The 20,728-nt window shown below is 62.3% G+C and carries 19 protein-coding genes; 13 read left to right on the forward strand and 6 right to left on the reverse strand.

All coding sequences use genetic code 11. From position 1 onward, the window contains the following. Window positions 1–103 precede the first annotated feature (103 nt). From AC5I49_RS09845 to AC5I49_RS09870, 6 genes are read left to right on the forward strand one after another with little or no spacing between them, the layout of a single operon-like run. Window positions 104–811: a flagellar basal body L-ring protein FlgH gene (locus AC5I49_RS09845; RefSeq protein WP_012202559.1), complete on the forward strand. Its 708-nt coding sequence runs from the start codon at window positions 104–106 to the stop codon at window positions 809–811. A 20-nt stretch (window positions 812–831) separates the two neighbouring features. Continuing rightward, the gene (locus AC5I49_RS09850) at window positions 832–1,980 is read left to right on the forward strand and encodes a flagellar basal body P-ring protein FlgI (protein ID WP_016449310.1); all 1,149 of its coding nucleotides are present in this window, start codon (window positions 832–834) and stop codon (window positions 1,978–1,980) included. After that, entirely contained in the window at window positions 1,977–2,957 is a 981-nt protein-coding gene (gene flgJ, locus AC5I49_RS09855) for a flagellar assembly peptidoglycan hydrolase FlgJ (RefSeq protein WP_016449309.1), read from the forward strand. Before AC5I49_RS09850 ends, flgJ begins: the two co-directional genes overlap by 4 nt. A 14-nt stretch (window positions 2,958–2,971) precedes the next feature. Continuing rightward, window positions 2,972–4,936: a flagellar hook-associated protein FlgK gene (gene flgK, locus AC5I49_RS09860; protein WP_034366512.1), complete on the forward strand. Its 1,965-nt coding sequence runs from the start codon at window positions 2,972–2,974 to the stop codon at window positions 4,934–4,936. A 23-nt stretch (window positions 4,937–4,959) separates the two neighbouring features. Then, window positions 4,960–6,159, forward strand: a complete 1,200-nt coding sequence (gene flgL / locus AC5I49_RS09865) for a flagellar hook-associated protein FlgL (protein ID WP_016449307.1) — start codon at window positions 4,960–4,962, stop codon at window positions 6,157–6,159. A 21-nt stretch (window positions 6,160–6,180) separates the two neighbouring features. Further along, window positions 6,181–7,473, forward strand: a complete 1,293-nt coding sequence (locus AC5I49_RS09870; RefSeq protein ID WP_016449306.1) for an HDOD domain-containing protein — start codon at window positions 6,181–6,183, stop codon at window positions 7,471–7,473. A gap of 156 nt (window positions 7,474–7,629) precedes the next feature. Here AC5I49_RS09870 and AC5I49_RS09875 read toward each other — a convergent pair whose 3' ends face one another. The 6 genes from AC5I49_RS09875 to AC5I49_RS09900 all read right to left on the reverse strand — a co-directional run bounded on the left by AC5I49_RS09875 (window position 7,630) and on the right by AC5I49_RS09900 (window position 15,124). Then, a complete protein-coding gene (locus AC5I49_RS09875; RefSeq protein ID WP_016449305.1) occupies window positions 7,630–7,929 on the reverse strand; it encodes a flagellar protein FliT in 300 nt (99 codons plus the stop codon). A gap of 2 nt (window positions 7,930–7,931) precedes the next feature. Further along, on the reverse strand, window positions 7,932–8,345 hold the full coding sequence (gene fliS / locus AC5I49_RS09880; RefSeq protein WP_016454333.1) for a flagellar export chaperone FliS: 414 nt from the start codon (window positions 8,343–8,345) through the stop codon (window positions 7,932–7,934). A gap of 104 nt (window positions 8,346–8,449) precedes the next feature. Continuing rightward, entirely contained in the window at window positions 8,450–9,871 is a 1,422-nt protein-coding gene (fliD, locus tag AC5I49_RS09885) for a flagellar filament capping protein FliD (protein WP_016454334.1), read from the reverse strand. A gap of 181 nt (window positions 9,872–10,052) precedes the next feature. Continuing rightward, window positions 10,053–10,925 (reverse strand): flagellin domain-containing protein, encoded by an 873-nt coding sequence (locus AC5I49_RS09890; RefSeq protein WP_016454335.1) that lies wholly within the window; start codon window positions 10,923–10,925, stop codon window positions 10,053–10,055. A gap of 288 nt (window positions 10,926–11,213) precedes the next feature. Continuing rightward, window positions 11,214–12,071, reverse strand: a complete 858-nt coding sequence (locus tag AC5I49_RS09895) for a flagellin N-terminal helical domain-containing protein (protein WP_016454336.1) — start codon at window positions 12,069–12,071, stop codon at window positions 11,214–11,216. A gap of 248 nt (window positions 12,072–12,319) precedes the next feature. Beyond that, a complete protein-coding gene (locus AC5I49_RS09900; RefSeq protein WP_016454337.1) occupies window positions 12,320–15,124 on the reverse strand; it encodes a tetratricopeptide repeat protein in 2,805 nt (934 codons plus the stop codon). Window positions 15,125–15,483: 359 nt separating this feature from the next. Here AC5I49_RS09900 and AC5I49_RS09905 point away from each other — a divergent pair, with 359 nt between their 5' ends. The 7 genes from AC5I49_RS09905 to AC5I49_RS09935 are packed head-to-tail and all read left to right on the forward strand — an operon-like array spanning window position 15,484 to window position 20,692. Then, window positions 15,484–15,708: an acyl carrier protein gene (locus AC5I49_RS09905; RefSeq protein WP_016454338.1), complete on the forward strand. Its 225-nt coding sequence runs from the start codon at window positions 15,484–15,486 to the stop codon at window positions 15,706–15,708. A gap of 5 nt (window positions 15,709–15,713) precedes the next feature. Continuing rightward, on the forward strand, window positions 15,714–16,751 hold the full coding sequence (locus tag AC5I49_RS09910; protein ID WP_016454339.1) for a ketoacyl-ACP synthase III: 1,038 nt from the start codon (window positions 15,714–15,716) through the stop codon (window positions 16,749–16,751). Then, complete coding sequence (locus tag AC5I49_RS09915; RefSeq protein ID WP_016454340.1) at window positions 16,748–17,509, forward strand: SDR family NAD(P)-dependent oxidoreductase; 762 nt, start codon at window positions 16,748–16,750, stop codon at window positions 17,507–17,509. The genes AC5I49_RS09910 and AC5I49_RS09915 overlap by 4 nt, the downstream gene beginning before the upstream one ends. Further along, a complete protein-coding gene (locus tag AC5I49_RS09920) occupies window positions 17,506–18,243 on the forward strand; it encodes an SDR family NAD(P)-dependent oxidoreductase (RefSeq protein WP_016454341.1) in 738 nt (245 codons plus the stop codon). The genes AC5I49_RS09915 and AC5I49_RS09920 overlap by 4 nt, the downstream gene beginning before the upstream one ends. Further along, complete coding sequence (locus AC5I49_RS09925; protein ID WP_016454342.1) at window positions 18,240–18,893, forward strand: acetyltransferase; 654 nt, start codon at window positions 18,240–18,242, stop codon at window positions 18,891–18,893. The genes AC5I49_RS09920 and AC5I49_RS09925 overlap by 4 nt, the downstream gene beginning before the upstream one ends. A 4-nt stretch (window positions 18,894–18,897) precedes the next feature. Continuing rightward, window positions 18,898–20,076 (forward strand): aromatic ring-hydroxylating oxygenase subunit alpha, encoded by a 1,179-nt coding sequence (locus tag AC5I49_RS09930; protein WP_016454343.1) that lies wholly within the window; start codon window positions 18,898–18,900, stop codon window positions 20,074–20,076. After that, on the forward strand, window positions 20,066–20,692 hold the full coding sequence (locus AC5I49_RS09935) for an LbetaH domain-containing protein (RefSeq protein ID WP_151019347.1): 627 nt from the start codon (window positions 20,066–20,068) through the stop codon (window positions 20,690–20,692). The genes AC5I49_RS09930 and AC5I49_RS09935 overlap by 11 nt, the downstream gene beginning before the upstream one ends. Window positions 20,693–20,728: the final 36 nt, after the last annotated feature.

The following is a 20,728-nucleotide window of genomic DNA, read 5'->3' on the forward strand; positions in this document are numbered from 1 at the left end:
CGTCCCTGACCTGGGCCGCGCCGGTCTCCGGGGTCGCGCCACATGCCTATGGCTCGCCAGGTTCATGCGAAGCATGGATCACTGAAACACCGGGAACATCGCCATGACCCAACGAACCTTCTCCCTTTCCGCGACGGGCACGTGCCTGGCGCTGGCGGCAGTCCTGTCGGGCTGCACGACGCTCAATGACCCGCCGCCGGTGGACATGCCGTCCACGGCGCCGCCGGTGCTGCCGCAGCCCGCCCCGGTGGCGGGCAGCCCCACGGGCAGCCTGTTCAACGCGGCCAGCTACCGGCCCGGTTTCGAGAACCGGCGTGCGCGCCTGGTGGGGGATCTGGTGACGGTGCAGATCGTGGAGCGTGTGACGGCCAGCCAGAAGTCGGATTCGGGCCTCAAGCGGTCCAACAAGACCACGGCCGGGATTTCGGCGCTGCCGCTGTTTTCGGGCAATGCGCTGGCCAATCTCAAGGACCGCTCCAACATCGGCTTCAACAACAACAACGACTACACGGGCTCGGGCTCGACGTCCAGCGACAACACGTTCACGGGCGCCATCAGCACGACGGTGGTCGATGTGCTGCCCAACGGCCATCTGGTGATCGCCGGAGAAAAGCAGATCGGCGTGAACCACAACGTGGATGTGCTGCGCTTCACGGGCACGGTGGACCCGCGCACCATGCAGCCCGGCAGCCTGGTCGCATCGACCCAGGTGGCCAACGTGCGCGTGGAATCGCGCAGCCGCGGGCAGGCCGGGGAAGCGCAGTCAATTGGCTGGTTGTCCCGGTTCTTTTTGAACGTTATGCCGTTCTGATTCTCCGGAGAATGGACAGCATGAAAGTACTGTCCATGCTCCTGACATTGCGCCAAGCGCAGCGCCCCTTCTGGGTTGCAGCCGCCCTCGGCGCCAGCATGCTGACCCTGCCGGCGCATGCAACACGCATCAAGGAGGTCGCTGCCATCCAGGGCGTGCGCAGCAACCAGTTGACCGGCTACGGTCTGGTGGTCGGCCTCGACGGCACGGGCGACCAGACCACCCAGATGCCCTACACCAAGCAGGCCCTGGCCAACTACCTGGAGCAGATGGGCATCTCGCTGCCCGCCACAGGCAACGCGGGCCAGCTGCAGCTCAAGAACGTGGCGGCCGTGATCGTCACCGCCGAGCTGCCGGCCTTTGCCCAGCCAGGCCAGACCATCGACGTGGTCGTCTCCTCCGTGGGCAATGCCAAGTCGCTCAAGGGCGGCACCCTGGTGACCACGCCGCTGCGCGGTGCCGACGGCGAGATCTACGCGCTGGCCCAGGGCAACCTCGTGGTCGGCGGCGCCGGCGCCTCGGCCGGCGGCTCCAAAGTACAGATCAACCACCTGAGCGCGGGCCGCGTGCCGCAGGGCGCCCAGGTCGAACGCGCAGTTCCCACCCCGATCAACGAAGGCGACAGCATCACGCTGGGCCTGAACGCCACCGATTTCCAGACCGCCGACAAGGTGGTGCGCGCCATCAACCAGCGCATGGGCCAGGGCGTGGCGCAGGCGCTGGACGGGCGCACCGTGCGCGTATCCGCGCCCCAGGACCCGGGATCGCGCGTGCGCATGATTGCCGAGATCCAGGAGATGCCGATCGAGACCTCCAAGCCCTCGGCCAAGGTCGTGATCAACGCACGCACGGGCTCCATCGTGCTCAACCAGGCCGTGACCCTGGGCCCCTGCGCCATCGCCCACGGCAACCTGGCCATCACCATCAGCACCACGCCGGTGATCAGCCAGCCCGGCGCCTTCTCGCAGGGCCAGACCGTGGTGGCCCAGAAGTCCGACATCCAGATCAAGCAGGAGCCCGGCAACATCATCAACATGCCCGGCTCCCCGCAGCTCACCGACGTGGTGCGCGCACTCAACACGCTGGGCGCCACGCCCCAGGACCTGCTGGCCATCCTGCAGGCCATCAAGGCCGCAGGCGCTCTCAACGCCGAACTGGAGGTGATATGAGCATCGCACTTCCCAATGGATCGCAGACTGCGGCCAGCAATGCGCTGGCGGCCGACGCCCGGTCCCTCAACGCACTCAAGTTCGCGGCCGGCGAGAACAGCCCGCAGGCCGCGAAGGAAACCGCCAAACAGCTGGAATCGCTGTTCATGCGCGAGATGATCAAGAGCATGCGCGAGGCGACCATGAAGTCCGGCCTGCTCGACAGCGCACAGGGCAACCTCAGCACCGACATGCTGGACCAGCAGCTGTCGGTGGCCATGTCGGGCCAGCCCGGCGGACTGTCGGATGCCATCACGCGCCAGCTGGCCCGCACCATGGGCTCGGAAGCCGCCGAGGATGCCGAGATCTCCGTGCCCTCCACGCTGAGCATGAGCCGCATCGCCTGGCGCAGCACGGCCACCAATGCCAATGGCGCCGCCGGCGGCACCGCTGCCATCGGCGCCTGGAGCGGCAGCCGCAGCAGCGCGGCCCAGTCCGTCAACGCCTACGCGCCCGCGCCCAAGGGCCGCGACAACTTCGTGGCCCACCATGGCGACGCCGCGGCGCGCGTGGCGCAGGAAAGCGGCATTCCGGCCGCCTTCATGCTGGGCCAGGCCGGCCACGAGACCGGCTGGGGCAAGAGCGAGATCAAGAACGCCGATGGCAGCAATGCCCACAACCTCTTCGGCATCAAGGCCGGCAAGGGCTGGACGGGCAAGGTCGCCGAGGTCACGACCACCGAATACATCGACGGCGTGGCGCGCAAGGTCACGGCCAAGTTCCGCGCCTACGGCTCCTACGAGGAGTCCTTCCGCGACTATGCGCGGCTGATCACCAGCAATCCGCGCTACGAGAAAGCCATGGGCAAGACCGACTCGGCCCTGGCCTATGCGACCGAGCTGCAGAAAGCCGGCTACGCCACCGATCCCGAATACGCCAGCAAGCTCAGCCGCGCCATCCAGAGCGCCGTGCAGAGCGCGGCACGCGCACAAGCCTAAACCGAGAACACGCCATGAGCCTTTTGAACGTCGGATCCCGCGCCCTGATGGCGAATCAGATCGCCCTGCAGACCACCGGCCACAACATCGCCAACGTCAACACGGCCGGCTACTCGCGCCAGAGCGTGGCCTTCCAGACCTCGCCGGGCCAGAACATGGGCAGCGGCTACATCGGCAATGGCGTGGATGTGAACACCATCCTGCGCAACTTCAACGAGTTGCTGAACCGCCAGGCGGCCACGGCCAGCGCCGTGTCGGCGGCCGATTCGGCGCGCGCCACCTCGCTGGCGCAGATGCAGGAAGTGTTCAGCGGCGGCAAGACCGGCCTGGGCGCGGCCATCACGGACATGATGAATTCGTTCGGCGATGTGGCCGGCGCGCCCACCGACCCGTCGGCACGCCAGGTGGCGCTCACGCGCATGAACGAGCTGGCGGCGCGCTTTCGCTCGGCATCGGCCCAGCTCGACGAGCTGGACTACAGCGCCAAGCAGCAGATGGGCAATGATGTGACCGTGGTCAACAGCCTGGCTGGCCAGGTGGCCACGCTCAATGCGCAGATCAGCCGCTCCATCGCCTCGGGCCAGACGCCCAACGACCTGCTGGACCAGCGCGACCAGTTGGTGCGCAATATCAACAAGTATGTGCAGACCAGCCAGATCCCCGCGGACGACGGCACCATCAGCCTGTTCGTGGGCGGCAGCCAGCCGCTGGTGCTGGGCTCCAGTTCGGCCCAGCTCACGCTCAAGGAGGCCACGGAGTTTCCGGGCAGCGGCAAGATGGCCCTGTACTTCCAGCAGCCCGGCGGCCAGAGCGTGGAGCTGACGCCCTCCATGCTGGGTGGCGGCGAGATCGCCGGCCTGCTGCAGTTCCAGGGCAGCGACCTGACCGAGGGCCGCAACCTGCTGGGCCGCATGGCACTGGCCATCGGCGACACGCTAAACCAGCAAAACAACCTCGGCCTGACGCTGTCGGGACAAAGCGGCAGCAATCTGTTCAAGCTGTCCATGGTCAGCAACGGCTCGACCACGGGCGCCCAGTGGACAGGTGCCACCACGCCGACGACCACGGTGGTCGATGCCAGCCAGCTCAAGGCCTCCGACTACCAGGTCGTCTTCGGCAGCACGGCCCCAGCGGGCAAGGTCATCCGCCTGTCCGACGGCAAGGTCACGGACTTCACCGACATGGCCGACCTGAGCTCCAAGGAGATCGACGGCCTGCGCTTCGACCTCAAGGCCGAAGGCGTGCAGGGCAACTCCATCCTGTTCCGCCCCATGGCGGCAGGCGCCCACGACATCCAGGCCGCCGTGCACTCGCCCAACGACCTGGCCGTGGCCAACCCTGTGGCCGCCAGCATCAAGTCCCTGGGCGACGCCACGCTGCAGATGGGCGGCATCCAGGTCAGCGCGGGCTTCGACCTGTCGACCTTTGCCGGCGCCGAGGTGTCGTTCAGCAAGAACGCTGCCGGACAGCTGGAGTACACCATCACCCCGGCACCGGCAGGCGGCATCCCGGCCACGGGCCTGTACACCTCCGGCCAGGCCATCCAGCTGGCGCCGGGCCTGCAGGTCAAGATCACCGGCACGCCCGCCATCAACGGAACCAACAGCGACAAGGTCACGCTGGGCAAGGCCACCGATCCGCAATACGGCACGGCCTACCAGCGCGATGCCGGCAATGCCAGCTCCTTCCTGGCGCTGCGCGACAGCAAGCTCTTCGATGGCTCGACCACGCTGAGCGACGGCTTTTCCACCGCCATGGCCCAGGTGGGCACCCGCACACAGAGCGCGCAGTACGCGGCCAAGCTGTCCGAGACCATCGCCAAGAACCTGGAAGCGGACCGCACGGCCGTCTCGGGCGTGAACCTCGACGAAGAGGCCGCCAAGCTGCTGCAGTACCAGCAGTCCTACCAGGCCTCGGCCAAGATGCTGCAGGTCGCGCAAAGCATTTTCGACAGCGTTCTGCAGACCGTGGGCCGCTGATCACAGGACAGGAGCATTCCACCATGAGCATCTCCCGCATTGGCACGGCCAACATGTACGAAAGCACCATCAACAACCTGAACTCGCGCAATACGAGTCTGGTGGACCTGATGGAAAAGACCACTTCCGGCAAGCGCGTGGTGCGCGCCAGCGACGACCCCGTGGCCGCCGCCCAGGCCGAGCGCGCGCTCACGCGCATCTCCCGCTCGGAAAACGACCAGCGTGTGCTGGGCCTGCAGCGCGATGTGATGGCCCAGGGCGAATCCAAGCTGGGCACCGCCCACGACGCGCTCAAGGACTTCCGCGACCTGATCCTGCAGTCCGGCAATGGCTCCTATGACCAGAAGGCGCGCGATGCGCTGGTGCAGCAGCTCGAAAGCATACGCAACCAGGTGCTGAGCTACGCCAATGCCAAGGACTCCAACGGCCTGCCCATCTTCCGCGGACTGGGCAGCAAGGAAGACCCTCTCACCAACGGCAACCCCGGCACCAATTCCCAGCTGCAACCGGGCCAGGCCACGGGCAGCGAAAACGGCCTGCCGCTGGCGCTGGACGGCTTTGCGACCTGGATGAACGTGCCCACGGGCAACGGCGTGTTCGCCGTGACGCGCCAGTCGCCCACGGGCAGCTCGGCCTATGCCGACCTGGGCACGGTGTCGGACCCCAGCGCCATCACGGGCGCCAGCTACACCCTGAATTTCACCAAGGACGCCACGACGGGCGCCCTGAGCTACACCGTCACCTCCGGTGGCACGACCGGCACGGCCGTTCCCTACACGGCCGGAGACACCATCACCGTGGGCGGCATGTCGATGAAGATCTCGGGCAACCTGGCCACGGGCGACAGCTTCACGCTGGGCCCCAGCCAGCGCACCGACCTGTTCAGCGTGCTGGACAACGTGATCGCGGGCGTGAAGAACGGCGCCACCGATGCCGGAGCCATGCAGCAGGCGCTGGGCCGCGGCCTCAACGAACTCGACGCCGGCATGAGCCGCGTCCAGGCCATGCGCAGCTTCGCCGGCGACCAGCTCAACCGCGCCGACCGCCTCGAAGACGACATGAAGAACCAGGCGGACCAGCAGGAAGCAGCGCGCTCGCGGGCCGAAGACATCGATATGATCAAGGCCCTCTCCGATGTGGACATGCAGAAGGTGGGCATGCAGGCGGCCTTGCAGTCCTACGCCTCGATCCAGAAACTGTCACTGTTCAACTTCATCAACTGATAACCGCCCGCGCATGCATCCATGGTCCAGTCCGTCCTGAGCTCTCTGACCCTCGGCTATAGGCCGCTCTGGAACCAGGCCCGCCGTCTGGCGGGCGTGCAGCTTTATCTTCACGAGGAGCCCGGCGTCCAGGCCGACGTGGCCCACCTGCTGCGCATACTGCGCGAGACCTGGGGCACGCAGTCGCCGCCGGTGCTGCTGTCGCCCCAATCCCGCCAGGTGCTGTGCGACCTGCTGGAGAACGCCTCCAAGGGAAGCCCCTGGATCGAGGTGCGCGGCGACTGGCTGCAGGACTCCGCCATCTATGACCTGGTGCGCCAGGCCCATGCGCGCGGCCTGATGCTGGTCTGGCGCGGCCCGCTGTCCGACGTGCCCGACGCCCAGGCCGCCCACTGGTTTGCCAGCAGCCTGCTGCACCTGCCGCCCGAAGGCGCCTCGGGCATGCCCAACCAGACCGTTCTGGCGCTGCAGCAGGCCGCGCAGGCCGCCGAAGCGCCGACCAAGCTCCAGGCCCTCAAGCAGGCCGCCAGACCCGCCCCCACCCTGCCCCCCCTGCAACTGCTGGGCGGCCAGATGTATGAAGGGCTGGAAAGCCTGGCCCTGGCCGATCTGTGCCTGGACAGCTTCCATGCGGGCGCCATCGCCGGCTGGCCCGTGGCCGATGCATTGCATGCCCAGCGCCATCACCCCGCCCTGCCCAGCCGCGACACCGTGCTTGCGCTGATGCGTGCCGTCGATGCCGAGCAATCGCTGGAAGCCTTCGAGCAGATCCTGGGCGAGGACCCCATCCTGGCCTATCGCTTCATGCTCTACACCAACTCCGCGGCCCTGGGCCTGCGGGGCAATGTGGACTCGCTGCGCCGCGGCCTGGTGATGCTGGGCTACGGCACGCTGCAGCGCTGGCTGTCGGACCAGCTGCCCCACGCCTGCACCGAGCCCAGCCTGATACCCGTGCGCACCGCCATCCGGCTGCGCGCCAGCCTGACCGAACGCCTGATCGAGGCCGGCATCAGCCACGACCTGCAGCGCGAGGTCTATCTGCTGGGCCTGTTCTCGCAGCTGGACCAATTGCTGGGCGAGCCCCTGCCCACCGTGCTGCGCCGCGTACCGCTGTCCGAACGCGTCTTCGACGCGGCCGTGACGCGCACCGGCCCCTACGCGCCGGCCCTGATGATGGCCATTGCGCTGGAATCCGACGATCCCGCACCGATTCGCCAGCTGCGCGAAGACAACGACTTCGAGATCGAGGACGTCAACCGCAACCTGCTGCGCATGCTCAGCGAACTGCAGGTGCAGCCCGCGCCGGCGGCCTGATCGATATACGGCGACCCAAAGCGGCCGAACCTGCGGCCTGATCTGCAGCCGCTGCCATCCGCAGATTCCACCCATGAAAAAACCGCCTGGATCTCAGGCGGTTTTTTCATGTCCGGCAGGAAGCTGCAGATGCAGCTGCCGCCGTCAGGCCATGGCTCAATGCATGGCGTGGGGCTGACCGTCGAACATGTGCTCGAACTGTGCCAGCCAGGGCTCGGCCAGCGTGCGGATCTGGGCATCGTTGCGCAGGATGCGCTGCATGATGCGGGCCTTCTCCTTGCGTTGCTCAGGCGCCAGCGGCTCGTCATGGGACTTGAGCCGCAGTTGCTCGATCAGCACGGCACAGGTGCCTTCGTAGCGCGTCACTCCCTCCCAATCCTTGTTCTGTGCGGCCTGCAGCATCTTGGCGCTGCTGTCTTCTATGGCCCGGTAAAAGTCAATCAATGTCAACTCCATTTCTAGGTCCCGGCAACGGCTGGCGTGTTGGCGATATCACGCCAACCATTGGCAATCGGAGCCAACACGTCCTGCGCGCTTTGCAGCAGCGCTGCGTCGTTGCGCAGATTGGCCAGCGTCAGCTGGGTGATGCTGTAGTCGTAGACGGAAATCAGGTTCTGTGCCAGCTCGCCGCCTTCATCGGGATTGACGGAGGCCTTCAGGCCTTCTTCCAGAATGCGCACGGCCTTGCCGATCTGCACACCCTTCTCGCCGATGTCGCCACGCTGCAAGGCTCCCTTGGCCGCGTTCAGCGCTTTCTCAAGCGCGTCGAACAGCAGCTGGATCAGTTGATGGGGCGATGCGCCGTCCACGGAGGACTGGACGCCGACCTGGGCGTAGGCACTTGCAGCACGACGGTTGAGCGATGTGTACATGTTCGTTTCCTTGATGTCTTGTTCTTCGGCTGCAATGCCCGAAAATTTAGAGGCACCGGGCATTGGTTACAGAAAACAGGACCGCCGCTCCGCATGGCTCCTGTCTATTTATTCCACTGGGAAACCTGCTGGTTCATGTAGGCACTCAGCGCCGAGTAGCCGCTCATCTTCTTGTCCAGCGAAGCGTACTGCTCACGCAGGCGCTTTTCCAGCGAATCGGCCTGGTCATTGATCCGGTCCTGGGACTTGCCATTGCTCTTCTTGAGTTCCTGCAGGCTCTTGCTCTTGGTGTCGAAGGTGCCATCGAATTCCAGCGCCTTGCGCGTGAAATCCTTCATGCGCGCGGCCAAGCCCTGCGTATCAGGCTGCCCGTCCGTTCCCACCGCGGCAAACATCTTGCTCATGGACTCGGGGTCCTTCAGCGCTGCGTCCAGCTTGGTCTTGTCGCTGGCTGTCGTACCGTAGGCCAGCTTGCCGCCCTTCTGGATCTGAATGCCCATGTCCGACAGGCGCTTGAGCGTGTCCGCTGCGCCAGCAACCGTACCCGAGACCACGCTGCGCAGGCTGTTGGTCATGCCCACCGTGGTGGAGTCGCCCTGCAGCACGCCGGCGGCCTTGCTTTCGGCGTCGTACTTGGTCGAGCTGGCCAACGCGTCATTGAGCGCGTTGTAGGCATCCATGAAGGCCTGGATCTTCTTCTTCATGCCCTCAGTGTCCGAGGACACCGTCACCGTCACCGGGGTGGCGGCCGCCGTCACCTGGTTCACGGTAATGTTCAGGCCAGGCACGGTCTGCTTGAACTCGTTGGTGGTCGACTGCACCGTGATGCCATTGACATTGATCTCGGCATTCTGGGCGTACTGCGCCACGGAGCTCGTGGTTGCCTTGCCGTTGAAGGCCAGGGCCGACAGGCTGGCATCGCCACTGGCACCGACCGTGAAGCCGGCATCGGCACCCGTGGCACGCGAGCGCAGCACCAGGCGTTCACCCTGGGCATCCTTGAGCACCGACGCCACCACGCCCGTGCCCTTGCTATTGATGGCCTGGACCACGTCTTCCAGCTTGGCACCGGCCGCGATATCGATCTCCACGGGAGTGCCGGGATTGCTGAACTGGTCGCCAGTCTTGTCCCAGCTGCCCATGGTGATGGTGAGCTTGCCAGCCCCGAACTGGGTGGACGCCGGCATGACAGCGGTCGCAACAGACTGGCTGCGCGCCAGATCCGTCACCGAGATCACCGAAGATCCGGGCAGAGCATTGGCGTCCGTCACCGTGGCAGTCACGGCCGTATTGGTCGTGGTGGCATTGGTCAGGCGCCATGTATCGGCATCGGCCAGCGAAGTGGCCGCGTCCTGAAGCGTGGACATCAGGGACTTGATCTGCCCGAACGTGGATATCTTGGAATCCAGAACAGACGCTTTTTGCTGAAGCGGAACCAGTGACTGCCTTTGCAGGGCCACCAGTTTGGCGATCATCGTCTCGTCCAGGCCGCTGCCGCTGATGCCAGCTGAGCTCAAGGTGGCCATGACCATCCCTTTCTAAGTGCAGAACACCTCCGCGCCACAGCGCAGAACGCGTCCTTGCGAACACGCACACCAAATGCCCGAAGGCATTCCCCGGTATCTTATCGACCGGTTTCTCCCGAACCTGAGGCTTTTTTTGGCTACGCCCTGCGCAGCCAGGCTCAAAAGCCCCGCAGGCTCCCTCTTACTGGATCAGCTTGAGCACCGACTGGGGCAGCTGGTTGGCCTGGGCCACCATGGCTGTGCCGGCCTGCTGCAGGATCTGTGTGCGGCTCAGGTTGGCGGTTTCGGCAGCGAAGTCGGCATCCATGATGCGCGATCGTGCAGCCGCTGTGTTTTCCGAGGCAACCTGCAGGTTGGAAATTACGGCCTCGAAACGATTCTGCGCAGCACCGAAAGTGGCACGCGTGTTGTTGACTTCATCCAATGCTGTGTCGATGGCAGCCATCGACAGGCGTGCGTCAGCGGCGGAGCTGCTTGCACCAAGCAAGGAGCCCAAGGCGCCACTCAGCGTTGGGGGTGTTCCTGCAGTAACGCCCAATCCACCAGGCGCAGCAACTGACAGATTCACAGCAGAAATCGTGATCTGATTGTCAGCGCCAGTGTTAGCGCCCACCTGAAAAACTGTCGCATCCGCACTATTTAACAGTTGGCGACCATTGAAGCTTGTACTTCCAACTATGCGTGCAATTTCCTGCGCCAGCTGCTGAAACTCTTTGTTCAACGATCCACGGTCCGTCGAACCGTTGGTGTCGTTGGCAGCTTGAACCGCAAGTTCGCGCATGCGTTGCAGACTGTCGCCGATCTTACCTAGCGCGCCTTCCGCCGTCTGCGCCATGGAGATGCCGTCGTTGGCATTTCGCATGGCCACATTCATGCCTCGCACCTGGGCGTTCATGCGCTCGGCAATGGCCAAGCCTGCCGCGTCGTCCTTTGCACTGTTGACACGCAGGCCCGAAGACAGGCGCTGCATGGTGGTGCTCAGCGACGACTGGGACGTGTTGAGATTGCGCTGGGCGTTAAGCGAAACAAGATTGGTGTTGATGATGGATGCCATGGGGCAGCTCCTCGTTAGGCATGAACAATGGCCAACCGTTCGACGACCCCAAGCCGCCAGAACGCCAGAAAGCACGCCAGGACTTCCAGCTCTGCCTATCTGATGCCAATGATTGTGCGGAAAAGCCCTTGCGCCAAAGCGCCGATAAAGCCCATGATCGGACGCCAATTCACCCTTCGAACACCCTCTTGGCCAGCCCTTTCGCCCATAAAAAAACCCCAGGCAGATGCCTGGGGCCTGGAGAATTCCGGCCGCCTCTTGCTTGGAAAGGCCGCCGGACTCGCGCTATCAGCGCAGCAGGGCCAGAACGCCCTGGGGCAGTTGGTTGGCCTGAGCCACCATCGCTGTACCGGCCTGCTGCAGGATCTGCGAGCGGCTCAGATTGGCGGTTTCCGAAGCGAAGTCGGCATCCATGATGCGGCTGCGGGCCGAAGCGGTGTTCTCGGAAGCCACTTGCAGATTCGAGACCACGGCCTCGAAGCGGTTCTGGGTGGCCCCCAGCACGGCGCGCTCGGAGTTGACCTTATCCAGGGCCGTATCCAGGTTGCCGATCACGGTCGCCAAAGCGGTTGCATCCAGCGCTGCGGCTGCCGTGTTGCCAATAGAAGCGCCTGTGATGGCTGCGATGTCGGTATCAGTGCCCAGATTGGTCGTGGTCACCTTAATCGTGTCCTGGGCCGAGGTATTAGCACCGACTTGGAATGTGAAGCCGTCCGTGGTGGCGTCGGTGCTCAGAATCTTCTTGCCGTTGAAATCAGCGCCCTTGATCACGCGGTCGATTTCCTTGCCCAGCTCGACGAATTCCTTGTTCAGCGAAACCTGGTCCTTGGCGCCGTTGGTACCGTTACGGGCCTGCACAGCCAGTTCACGCATACGCTGCAGAGCGTCGGTCACCTTGGACAGGGCGCCTTCAGCGGTCTGGGCCATCGACACGCCGTCGTTGGCGTTGCGCACTGCCACGTTCATGCCGCGGACCTGGGCGTTCATGCGTTCTGCGATGGCCAGGCCGGCTGCGTCATCCTTGGCGCTGTTGACGCGCAGGCCGGAGGACAGGCGCTGCATGGTGGTGGACAGCGAGCTTTGCGAAGTAGCCAGGTTGCGCTGGGCGTTCAGCGATTGCACGTTGGTGTTGATAGACATGGCCATGGTGACAACTCCTAGTAAAGTCAGTTACGTCGCCGCCACGGTGCCCTCGCTTATCGCAAGGCGGGCGGCGGCGGCCCAATCCGACCATCGGCCGCTTTCACATCGAATTACGCGGCTTTTGGTGGGCTCAGGACTTTTTGTCCCTCTGCTGAGTTGGTTTTCGGAGCTGCCCCGGCGAACTTTAGGGGGACTTCACAAGATTTTTTGCACTGCGCGGCATGGCCATCCGCGCGGTGCATGGTTCGCTGTTACAAAACGGGGGCCACAGGAGCGGCCAGACCCAGATCCTCATAGGAGACACGCAGATCCACAGGCTCCTGTCCCTGGCACCAGCGGGCCCAGGCCTGGCGCATCCCCATCGCCACCGAGCGCGCCACGATATCCGCCTGTTGCGGCTCCAGGTCCTGCAGGCGTGCGCGCAGCCCCTGGCGTATCTGCTGCAGCTGCGGCAAATGTGCCTGCCAGTACGCAGCCTGGTCCAGCAGTTGCGCCAGGTCCCGTGCTGCAAAGCCCTGGTCCAGGCCGACACGAGCCATCACTTCGGCCGACTGCCGCCCCGCCAGCAGTTCCCCCATCAGCGTCAGCGTGGGCACGCCCATCCACAGTGCGTGGTTGGTGACCACTCCGCCCGTAAAAGGCAAGGTATCCAGGCAGATGTCTATGTCATGGTGGGCCTGCAGATAGTGCTCGAACCCCATCTGCTCCACAAAATCGACGCGCTGCGCGGCCACGCCCTCCTCGGCCAGCCAGTTGCGCAGGTGCTGGGGAGGACCGGAGCGAGGGCAGGCCGCAATCTTCAGCCGCGCCGTGGGCAGGGCACGCAGCACCTCGCCCCAGACTGCAACCACATTGCGGTTGATCTTGGACAGGCGGTTGAAAGAGCCAAACGTCAGGTGGCCATTGCGCAGGGCCGGCAGAGGCGCCACGGCTTCCTGGTGAATGCCGCCGTCAAAAACATAGGCCAAAGGCAGGCGCATTATCTGTTCGGTGACCTGCGTCTTGACTAGGCCATGATCCAGTACTAAGTCGCTAAGTACGATGTAGTCCATGGTTTCCAAGCCAGTGCTGCCTGGGTTGCCTATCCAAGTCAGCTGCACAGGTGCCGGACGTACAGCGAACAAGTCCAGTCGATGGCCCCGCGTGTGGCCACTGAGATCAATCAGTATGTCAATGCCGTCGGCCTGTACCAAGGCGGCCAGAGCCTGCACATCCATATCGCGGACGCCGCGCCACAGTTGGAATAGCCCTTGGAACTCCTTGGTAATCTCGTCGTGGATCTCGTTGTTGCAATAGGCGATGTGGACCATGCCGCCATGCTTTGACAACTCGCGCATCACGGGCAGGAAGAACTTGGCTGCCGCATGTCTGCGCAGATCGCCGGACACAAAGCCTACCCGCAATACCTTGCCAGGATCCCTAACATTGGTGAACTCCACGCGTTGCATACCGGAGTAGATCTGGCTCATAAGGGCCCCATACTCACGGTTAGCACGCCCCACCGAAACCGCCGAGGAACTTGGCGAGTGGATCATCGCGAACAACCTCGCGCTATAGGCCGGCTCGTAGTCCGGATGCAGCTGCGCCAGTTCGTCAAGTTGCTGCATGTGGTGCGACGCATCACCACTGCGCTCCAAGTAGGCGGCCCTTTGAAACATCAGCTGACGATCGCCGGGCAAACGCTCCAGCCCTTCCCGCAATGCCAAATCGAGCGCCGGCAAATCGCGCATCTCAAGCAGTACCTGACAACGCAGGGTATGCGCACGGGCATTGTCGGCGTCGATCTGCAACGCCCGAGTGAGCATTTCCAGAGCCTCGTCCCATTTCTTTTGCGCAAACAATGTGAAGGCGGTTTCGCAATACAGCACCACATTGCCCGGCTGCAGCTGTAGCGCCTTAAGTAGGCACGTTTCTGCTTCCGCCAGCCGTCCTCCTTCGCAGAGCAACAGGCCCAGCTTGAGCAGCAAGTCCAGGCTATCCGGCGCGATCTGGAGCGCCATCCGGTAGGCTGTTTCCGCTTGGAGCATCCAACCTGCTTGGCTCAATACCTGCGCGCTGGCTAGGCAAAGCCGTAAGTCCTGAGGCCGCTGCTTCATCAGTAGCACCAGAAATTGAGCGCATTCCTGGAGCCTGCCCGTGCACAGTAGTGCTGCCGTCAGGCGCGACAAACTATCAGCGTCGTCTGGATCCAGCAGCAGCGCGTTCACATAGCAAGGCAGGCTGTCCTCGGTACGGTCCTGAGCACAAAGCGCATCGCCCAGATGCGAGAAAGCCTGCGTCCAATGCGGCCGCAGCGCCAACGCCGCACGCATCGCACGCTCGGCCTCGGCTGCGTGGCCTGCCTGCAGGCAGATGCCGCCCAGGTTGAACTGCACCTCGGCATCGCGCGGCAGCAGGCTGGCCGCCTGGCTAGCGGCCTGCAGGGCGGCCTCGATGCGGCCGTTCGCATGATCGGCTGCCGCCTTGAGCTTCCAGACCAAGCCGCTCTTGGGATACTGGCGCACCAGCGAACCCGCCAGCTGGCTGACCTCGGCATGCTCGCGCTGGGCAAACAGCTGCCCCAGCAGCCGCAGCTGCGCCTCGGGCACCCGACCTCGGCCATCGCCGGCAGCAGGTGCCATCTCGGGCTCGGCCGGTCCCAGCGGCCAACGCGCGGCCTGCTCCTCCAAAAAAGCCGCGGCCTGCGCGCCCTGCACCAGGGCCACATCCTTTTCCAGCTGTTCCAGCGCAATCTCCTGCATGCCGTTGGCCCGTGCCACGTCGATCAGCGAGATGGCCATGTCCAGCAGCCCCTCGCGGATCAGCATGTGGATGTACAGGCGCCAGTAGCCAAAATCCGCAGGCCGCACGCCGATGGCTGCCTCCAGATAGGGCAGTGCCTCGGCACTGCGCAGCTGGTGCAGACCCAGCAGCTGGGCCATGCCGTGCAGGGCTTCGGCATGGGCAGGCTCCTGCTCCAGAACCTTCTCGTAAGCCTGGCGGGCCTGCTCGAACTGCCACTGGTCGTGCAACTGGCGGGCCTGCTGCAAATGCTCGTTCGTATTCATCTTGGTCATCAAGGTTGCGGGCAAGCGCCCCACCACAGGCCCGGCGCCCAGGCCGACACCCGCACAAATACCGCCATCGTGCAGGCAAGCCGGCAGGCACGGCCCCCGGATAAGCGGGCGCAAACCGCATTTCTTCCACCTTTGCCAGACGGAACGGTCACCAGCTGCTACAAAACAGGAAGCACGCCACGTGGCTGTATGCCATCATCCCCGGCTTCGCACGGACACAATCGCCTCTCGCAGCATCGGAACAGGCCCCGCTTTTACCTACAGTTCCAACCTTCCGGCGCAGGAGGGCTCTGCGAAAATTCATCGAAGCGTTTGCCCTCATAGGCAGGCGCCCAGCCTATTTTTCAGGAACCCATCCCATGCCCTCCATTGACCAATTCATCGAAAGCTTTCTGACCGCCGTGGACTTCCAGGAAGCCGTGGAAGTGACGCCCGAGACCGAGCTCAAGAGCCTGCCCGAGTGGGACTCTCTGGCGGCGCTGGGCGTGATCGTCATGTTCGACGTGGACTACGGCAAGACCATCACGGGCGACGACCTCAAGAACTGCTCGTCGATCGCTGATCTCTACAAGCTGCTGGGATAACCACCATGGCGCTGTCCACTCTGCACAACGTCCGCTTCGCGGGCATGGCCAGTTGCGTTCCCAAGCGGGTAGTGTCCAATCTGGAGGACTGCCCACCTTCGCAACGCTCGGAGCGGGAAAGGTTGGTGCGCAACATCGGTATCCAGACCCGGCGCCTGTGCTCTGAATGGCAATGCTTTTCCGACCTTGCCTTGGCTGCCGCCGAAAAACTGCTCGAAGAGCTGCAGTGGCAGCGCGAAGAGATTGATGCGCTGATCGTCGTCACCCAGTCGCCGGATTACCTCGTTCCGGCCACGGCCATCATCATGCAGGACCGTCTGGGCTTGCCTCATACAACCATCGCCTTCGACGTCAACCTGGGTTGTTCAGGCTATCCATTCGGCCTGCATCTGCTGGGCAGCATGATCTCGGCTGGAGGCATCAAAAAGGGCTTGGTGCTGGTTGGAGACAAGTCCGGCAGTGTCAAGGACCCTCTGTTCTCTGACGCAGGTACTGCCACCGCCTTGGAGTTCTCGCCCGGCGCAGCACCCATGCAATTCGACCTCAATAGCGACGGAAGCGGTTACCGCGCCATCATGCTGCCGGCAGGCGGGCATCGTGAGCCCTTTGGCGTGGAGCACCTCATGGCAACACGCGATCAGCATGGCGTGCTGCGCTCTCCCATGGACCTGATCCTCGATGGCCCTGCCGTATTGAGCTTCTCCACCCAGCGCATCCCGCCATCGGTCGAAAAGCTGCTGGAGCACACCGGGACATCCAAGGACAGCATCGACCATTTCATCTTTCACCAGGCCAATCGGATGATCAACGAGACCATCCGCAAGAAGCTGGGACTGCCTGCAGAAAAGGTGCCTTCCACTTTGCACGATTTCGGCAACACAAGCGGCGCCTCGCTTCCGGTCACCGTGACTGCCCGCCTGCACGAACAGCTGGACGGAGCCCGGGCCAGACTGCTGCTGTGCGGCTTCGGCATTGGTCTTTCCTGGGGAACGGCCATCGTGGACATAGAAAGCGCCCGCTTTCCAGCAATGGTCGAGCAATGAGTACCCCCGATCCCTTCTCGCTGGCGGGCAAGCGAATTCTCGTCACCGGCGCTTCTTCCGGCATAGGCAGGCAGATTGCCATTTCCTGCGCCGAGCAAGGCGCTGAACTGGTCATCACCGGCCGGAACCCCGACCGGCTGGCCTCCACCTACGAGGCCCTGCAGGGCGATGGACATCAATCCATCGTTGCCGACCTTTCCAATGCGGCAGATTTGGACAGCTTGGTCACGGCGGCAGGCGTACTCAACGGCGTAGTGCACGCGGCAGGAATTTCCAAGCTCGTGCCGTTTCGCATGGTCAACGAGACGCACCTGGACGAAATTTTTGCCAGCAATACGTTCGCACCGATTCTGCTGACCAAAGGGTTGCTCGCCAAAAAGCGCATTTCCCCTCAGGGCTCCATCGTCTTCGTCACATCGGTCGCGTCGCACATCGGCCCCATGGCCAGCGCTGCCTACGCGGCAAGCAAGGCCGCATTGCTGGGAGCCGTCCGCACTCTGGGGCAGGAAGTGGCCAAGCAAGGCATACGAGCCAACTGCATTGCACCCGGCTATGTCCGCACGCCCTTGCTCGATGGATTGAGTCAGGGCGGCGCCAACATGGGCAGCCTGCTTGAGCTGGCACCTCTCGGACTGGGCGAGCCAGAAGATGTCGCCTATGCGGCGGTGTTCTACCTCTCGGACGCAAGCCGCTGGTTGACGCGCAACTATTTCATCGTTGACGGTGGTCTGACCATTCCCATGGACATTTACGCATGAACGCCCCAGTGCACGATCCGTTCACTCTCAAAGGCAAGACGATTCTTGTCACTGGTGCGTCTTCCGGCCTTGGACGGCAGACTGCAATCACTTGTGCCCAGCGCGGAGCTCGCCTCATCATCACGGGACGCGACGCAAAGAGACTCGAAGAGACTTACACCCGGTTGAAGAAGGGGGCCGACCATGTACAGATGTCGGCAGATCTGACCTCTTCGGTAGACCGCGAGCGCCTGGCGACCATTGCTTCATCAGTCAATGGTTTGGTGCATTGCGCGGGACAGCAAAAGCACTGCCCAATCCGGCAGCTCAGTGAGCAAGCGATGACAGACATGTATGCCATCAACTTTCTCGCGCCTGTCATGTTGACCCAGCGCCTGCTCCAGACAGGAGCGCTCGAACCGAGCGGGTCCATCATTTTTCTGCTCTCCACGGCTGCACACATCGGCACTCGCGGTGTAGGCCCCTACTCGGCAATGAAGGCTGGCCTGACGGGCATCATTCGCTGTCTGGCACTGGAGCAGGCCAAGCGCAAGATCAGGGTCAACGGCATATCCCCTTCGGCCGTGGTCACGCCGATGTGGGGAGCCGACCAGCTTGAAGCCCAGAAAATCCGACACCCCCTAGGCCTCGGTACTCCAGAGGATGTCGCCAATGCGGCGGTGTACCTGCTTTCTGACGCCAGCCGCTGGGTCACCGGAACCAGCCTGGTCATGGATGGAGGAGCGATTCTTTGATACACAAGATACTGATCATTGGTGCGGGGGGATGGGGGCGCGAAGTCCTTGCACAAATGCAGGATGACCCCGCCAATGGCAAAGACTGGACAATCAAAGGTTTTCTGGACAGCCGCCCGGGATTGCTGGGCGATACCGGATGTGACACCCCCATTCTTGGCAACCCGCTGGACTATGTGCCAGCCCCAGAAGATGCCTTTGTATGCGCCATAGGCGCTCCAGCCGCAAGGCATGATTATTCCCAGCCCCTGCTCACGCGAGGTGCGGAGTTCATTCCCTTGCTTACCGGAGCTTTCCTGAATCCAAGGATTCGCATTGGAAAGGGCTGCATCCTCTGCAGCCGAGTTCAGATCAGTCCCGATGTATGGATTGGCGACTTCGCAAACATTCACACCATGACCGTGGTTGGGCATGACGCTCATATTGGCGACTACGCCCAGATTGGTGCCATGGTTTTTATTGGTGGCGGGACATGTATAGGCGCAAGAGCCGTAGTCAATCCGCACGCGACCATTCTCCCTGGAATACAAATCGGCGAGGGCGCCACCGTCGGTGCAGGAGCTGTGGTTGTCAAGGACGTCCCGGCCGGTTCGACGGTCTTTGGCAATCCCGCCAAAGTCATCTTTCATTCCATATTGCCTGAGAATTGAGCTGATGCGTTCCCGTATGCACCCAAGGTATTACCTGTGCTCCGAAGTATTTTCCCAGGAGCAGCAAAGAATCTTTCGAAAAACATGGCAATTTGCCGGACTCAAGACTTTGCTGCCCAAGAACAACTCGTACATCACACGAAAGATTGCAGGCCTACCTATAGTCATCCAAAATTTTCATGGGGAACTTCATGCATTCGAGAATGTTTGCCTGCATCGTAGTGCTGCCCTGCAGAAGGATGCCATCGGCTGCCGCCCGCTGATCTGCCCGTACCATGCGTGGAAATACAATGCGACGGGACAAGTCAGCAATATTCCACACTGTGATGCAATCTATCAGTTCGATGAAGCGCAAAAGCAGTCCCTGAAATTGCGCGAGTTCGCTTTACGCATCGTCGGTAATCTCATATTTGTCAACCTGGATCCGCAGCCCTACCCATTGGAAGAGCAGTTCTCAGCCGATTTTATAGAATCACTGGAAAGCAGTTCAAATTCCTATGACAACGAAGTCATGGTCACCACATGGAATTGCAATTTCAACTGGAAGTTGCCTTATGAGAATTTGCGCGATGCCAACCATGTCGCATACGTCCACCCTCGTAGCCTAGCCCCGGTTGTGAGTTTCGCAATCGATGTGGATTCGACTGCCGCGAAAGAGTCCGAGCAGCCACTATCGGACACCAGTCCCGAAGGGCTACGCCAAGAAATGCGTGGCTTTAGTTTGGGCGGCAAGCCAGAAGGGATAATCGAGAAGCTTTCACGCTTTGAATGGCATGGAAATGTAGACCGTTGGCACGCCTCGACACGATCGAAAGCAGACCCACGCACAGACGATGCATATTTCAACTGGCTTGCCTATCCCAACACCCATATCGCCAGTGGAGATGGTGGTCACACCTTCACGATCGAAAACCACACACCAATAGCGCCTGATCGCACGGATGTGGAGGTTTACTACTTCACCGCTCGGAAAAAGAATGCTTATGCGACCTCTGCCCAGGTTTTACTGGCCGCAATGCATGCTGGTCAGCGCATCCTGACAGAGGACTACGACATTCTTGAGCAACTGCAATCGACGCTGCACATGGATGCCCCGGTGCCAACTCAAGGTGCTTATGAATCAACCAATCAACAGATTGAGCGCTGGTACACCACCCTAATGGAAGACAGTCATGAACTGTAAATGGATTATTGGCCTCGATAGCTCCTTCCTTGATATTGCCCACGATGCCTGGAGTCGAGCGCATCCTGAGCTGCTTATCAAGAGAATAATCATACCTCAGGACTCTCAATACAGATTTGATCTGGAATCACTTAAAGATCTTCCAGAAAATGATGGCACTGCTTTTGTCGCGATTGACGAAAGATTTGGTAATTTCAAGAGAGCCGAGCTGATGCAGGCGGTCATGAATCACCGCATCAAACTGGCAAGCTTCATCAGCCCCAGAGCGGCCGTGGCGGGCAATGTTCAAGTGGGGCCCAATACTTTTATCGGCGATAACGCTGTCGTTGGTCTGGGCAGTCGAATAGGCTACAACAGTGTCCTGCTTCCAGGCTCTCGGGTTGGTGCAGGCGTCCAAATCCGCAACTCCTGCTGGATAGAAGGCGCTGCGGTGATTGGCGATGCAGCTCAGATCGGCGGGTTCTGCATTTTGCGAAATGGGGCAGTTGTTGCCCCACGCATAGAGATCGGACAAGGCTGTGAATTAGGCTGGCCACAGCACTACAACAAGGATATACGGGCAAAGACTTTTTTTGACCCCCGCTATTCTTCACCGATTTACACATATGGTAGGTGACGCCTCTCTTCACCCACACATCACTTAAGGGATTCT

The organism is Delftia sp. (assembly GCF_059499305.1).

Coding starts and splice junctions, on each gene's coding strand:
- AC5I49_RS09920 (WP_016454341.1), top strand. CDS start 17,506: ATGAACGCCCCAGTGCACGATCCGTTCACTCTCAAAGGCAAGACGATT.
- AC5I49_RS09915 (WP_016454340.1), top strand. CDS start 16,748: ATGAGTACCCCCGATCCCTTCTCGCTGGCGGGCAAGCGAATTCTCGTC.
- fliD (WP_016454334.1), bottom strand. CDS start 9,871: ATGGCCACCTTGAGCTCAGCTGGCATCAGCGGCAGCGGCCTGGACGAG.
- AC5I49_RS09870 (WP_016449306.1), top strand. CDS start 6,181: ATGGTCCAGTCCGTCCTGAGCTCTCTGACCCTCGGCTATAGGCCGCTC.
- AC5I49_RS09905 (WP_016454338.1), top strand. CDS start 15,484: ATGCCCTCCATTGACCAATTCATCGAAAGCTTTCTGACCGCCGTGGAC.
- AC5I49_RS09850 (WP_016449310.1), top strand. CDS start 832: ATGAAAGTACTGTCCATGCTCCTGACATTGCGCCAAGCGCAGCGCCCC.
- AC5I49_RS09935 (WP_151019347.1), top strand. CDS start 20,066: ATGAACTGTAAATGGATTATTGGCCTCGATAGCTCCTTCCTTGATATT.
- AC5I49_RS09895 (WP_016454336.1), bottom strand. CDS start 12,071: ATGGCCATGTCTATCAACACCAACGTGCAATCGCTGAACGCCCAGCGC.
- flgK (WP_034366512.1), top strand. CDS start 2,972: ATGAGCCTTTTGAACGTCGGATCCCGCGCCCTGATGGCGAATCAGATC.
- flgL (WP_016449307.1), top strand. CDS start 4,960: ATGAGCATCTCCCGCATTGGCACGGCCAACATGTACGAAAGCACCATC.
- AC5I49_RS09900 (WP_016454337.1), bottom strand. CDS start 15,124: ATGACCAAGATGAATACGAACGAGCATTTGCAGCAGGCCCGCCAGTTG.
- AC5I49_RS09910 (WP_016454339.1), top strand. CDS start 15,714: ATGGCGCTGTCCACTCTGCACAACGTCCGCTTCGCGGGCATGGCCAGT.
- flgJ (WP_016449309.1), top strand. CDS start 1,977: ATGAGCATCGCACTTCCCAATGGATCGCAGACTGCGGCCAGCAATGCG.
- AC5I49_RS09890 (WP_016454335.1), bottom strand. CDS start 10,925: ATGGCATCCATCATCAACACCAATCTTGTTTCGCTTAACGCCCAGCGC.
- AC5I49_RS09875 (WP_016449305.1), bottom strand. CDS start 7,929: ATGGAGTTGACATTGATTGACTTTTACCGGGCCATAGAAGACAGCAGC.
- AC5I49_RS09845 (WP_012202559.1), top strand. CDS start 104: ATGACCCAACGAACCTTCTCCCTTTCCGCGACGGGCACGTGCCTGGCG.
- fliS (WP_016454333.1), bottom strand. CDS start 8,345: ATGTACACATCGCTCAACCGTCGTGCTGCAAGTGCCTACGCCCAGGTC.
- AC5I49_RS09930 (WP_016454343.1), top strand. CDS start 18,898: ATGCGTTCCCGTATGCACCCAAGGTATTACCTGTGCTCCGAAGTATTT.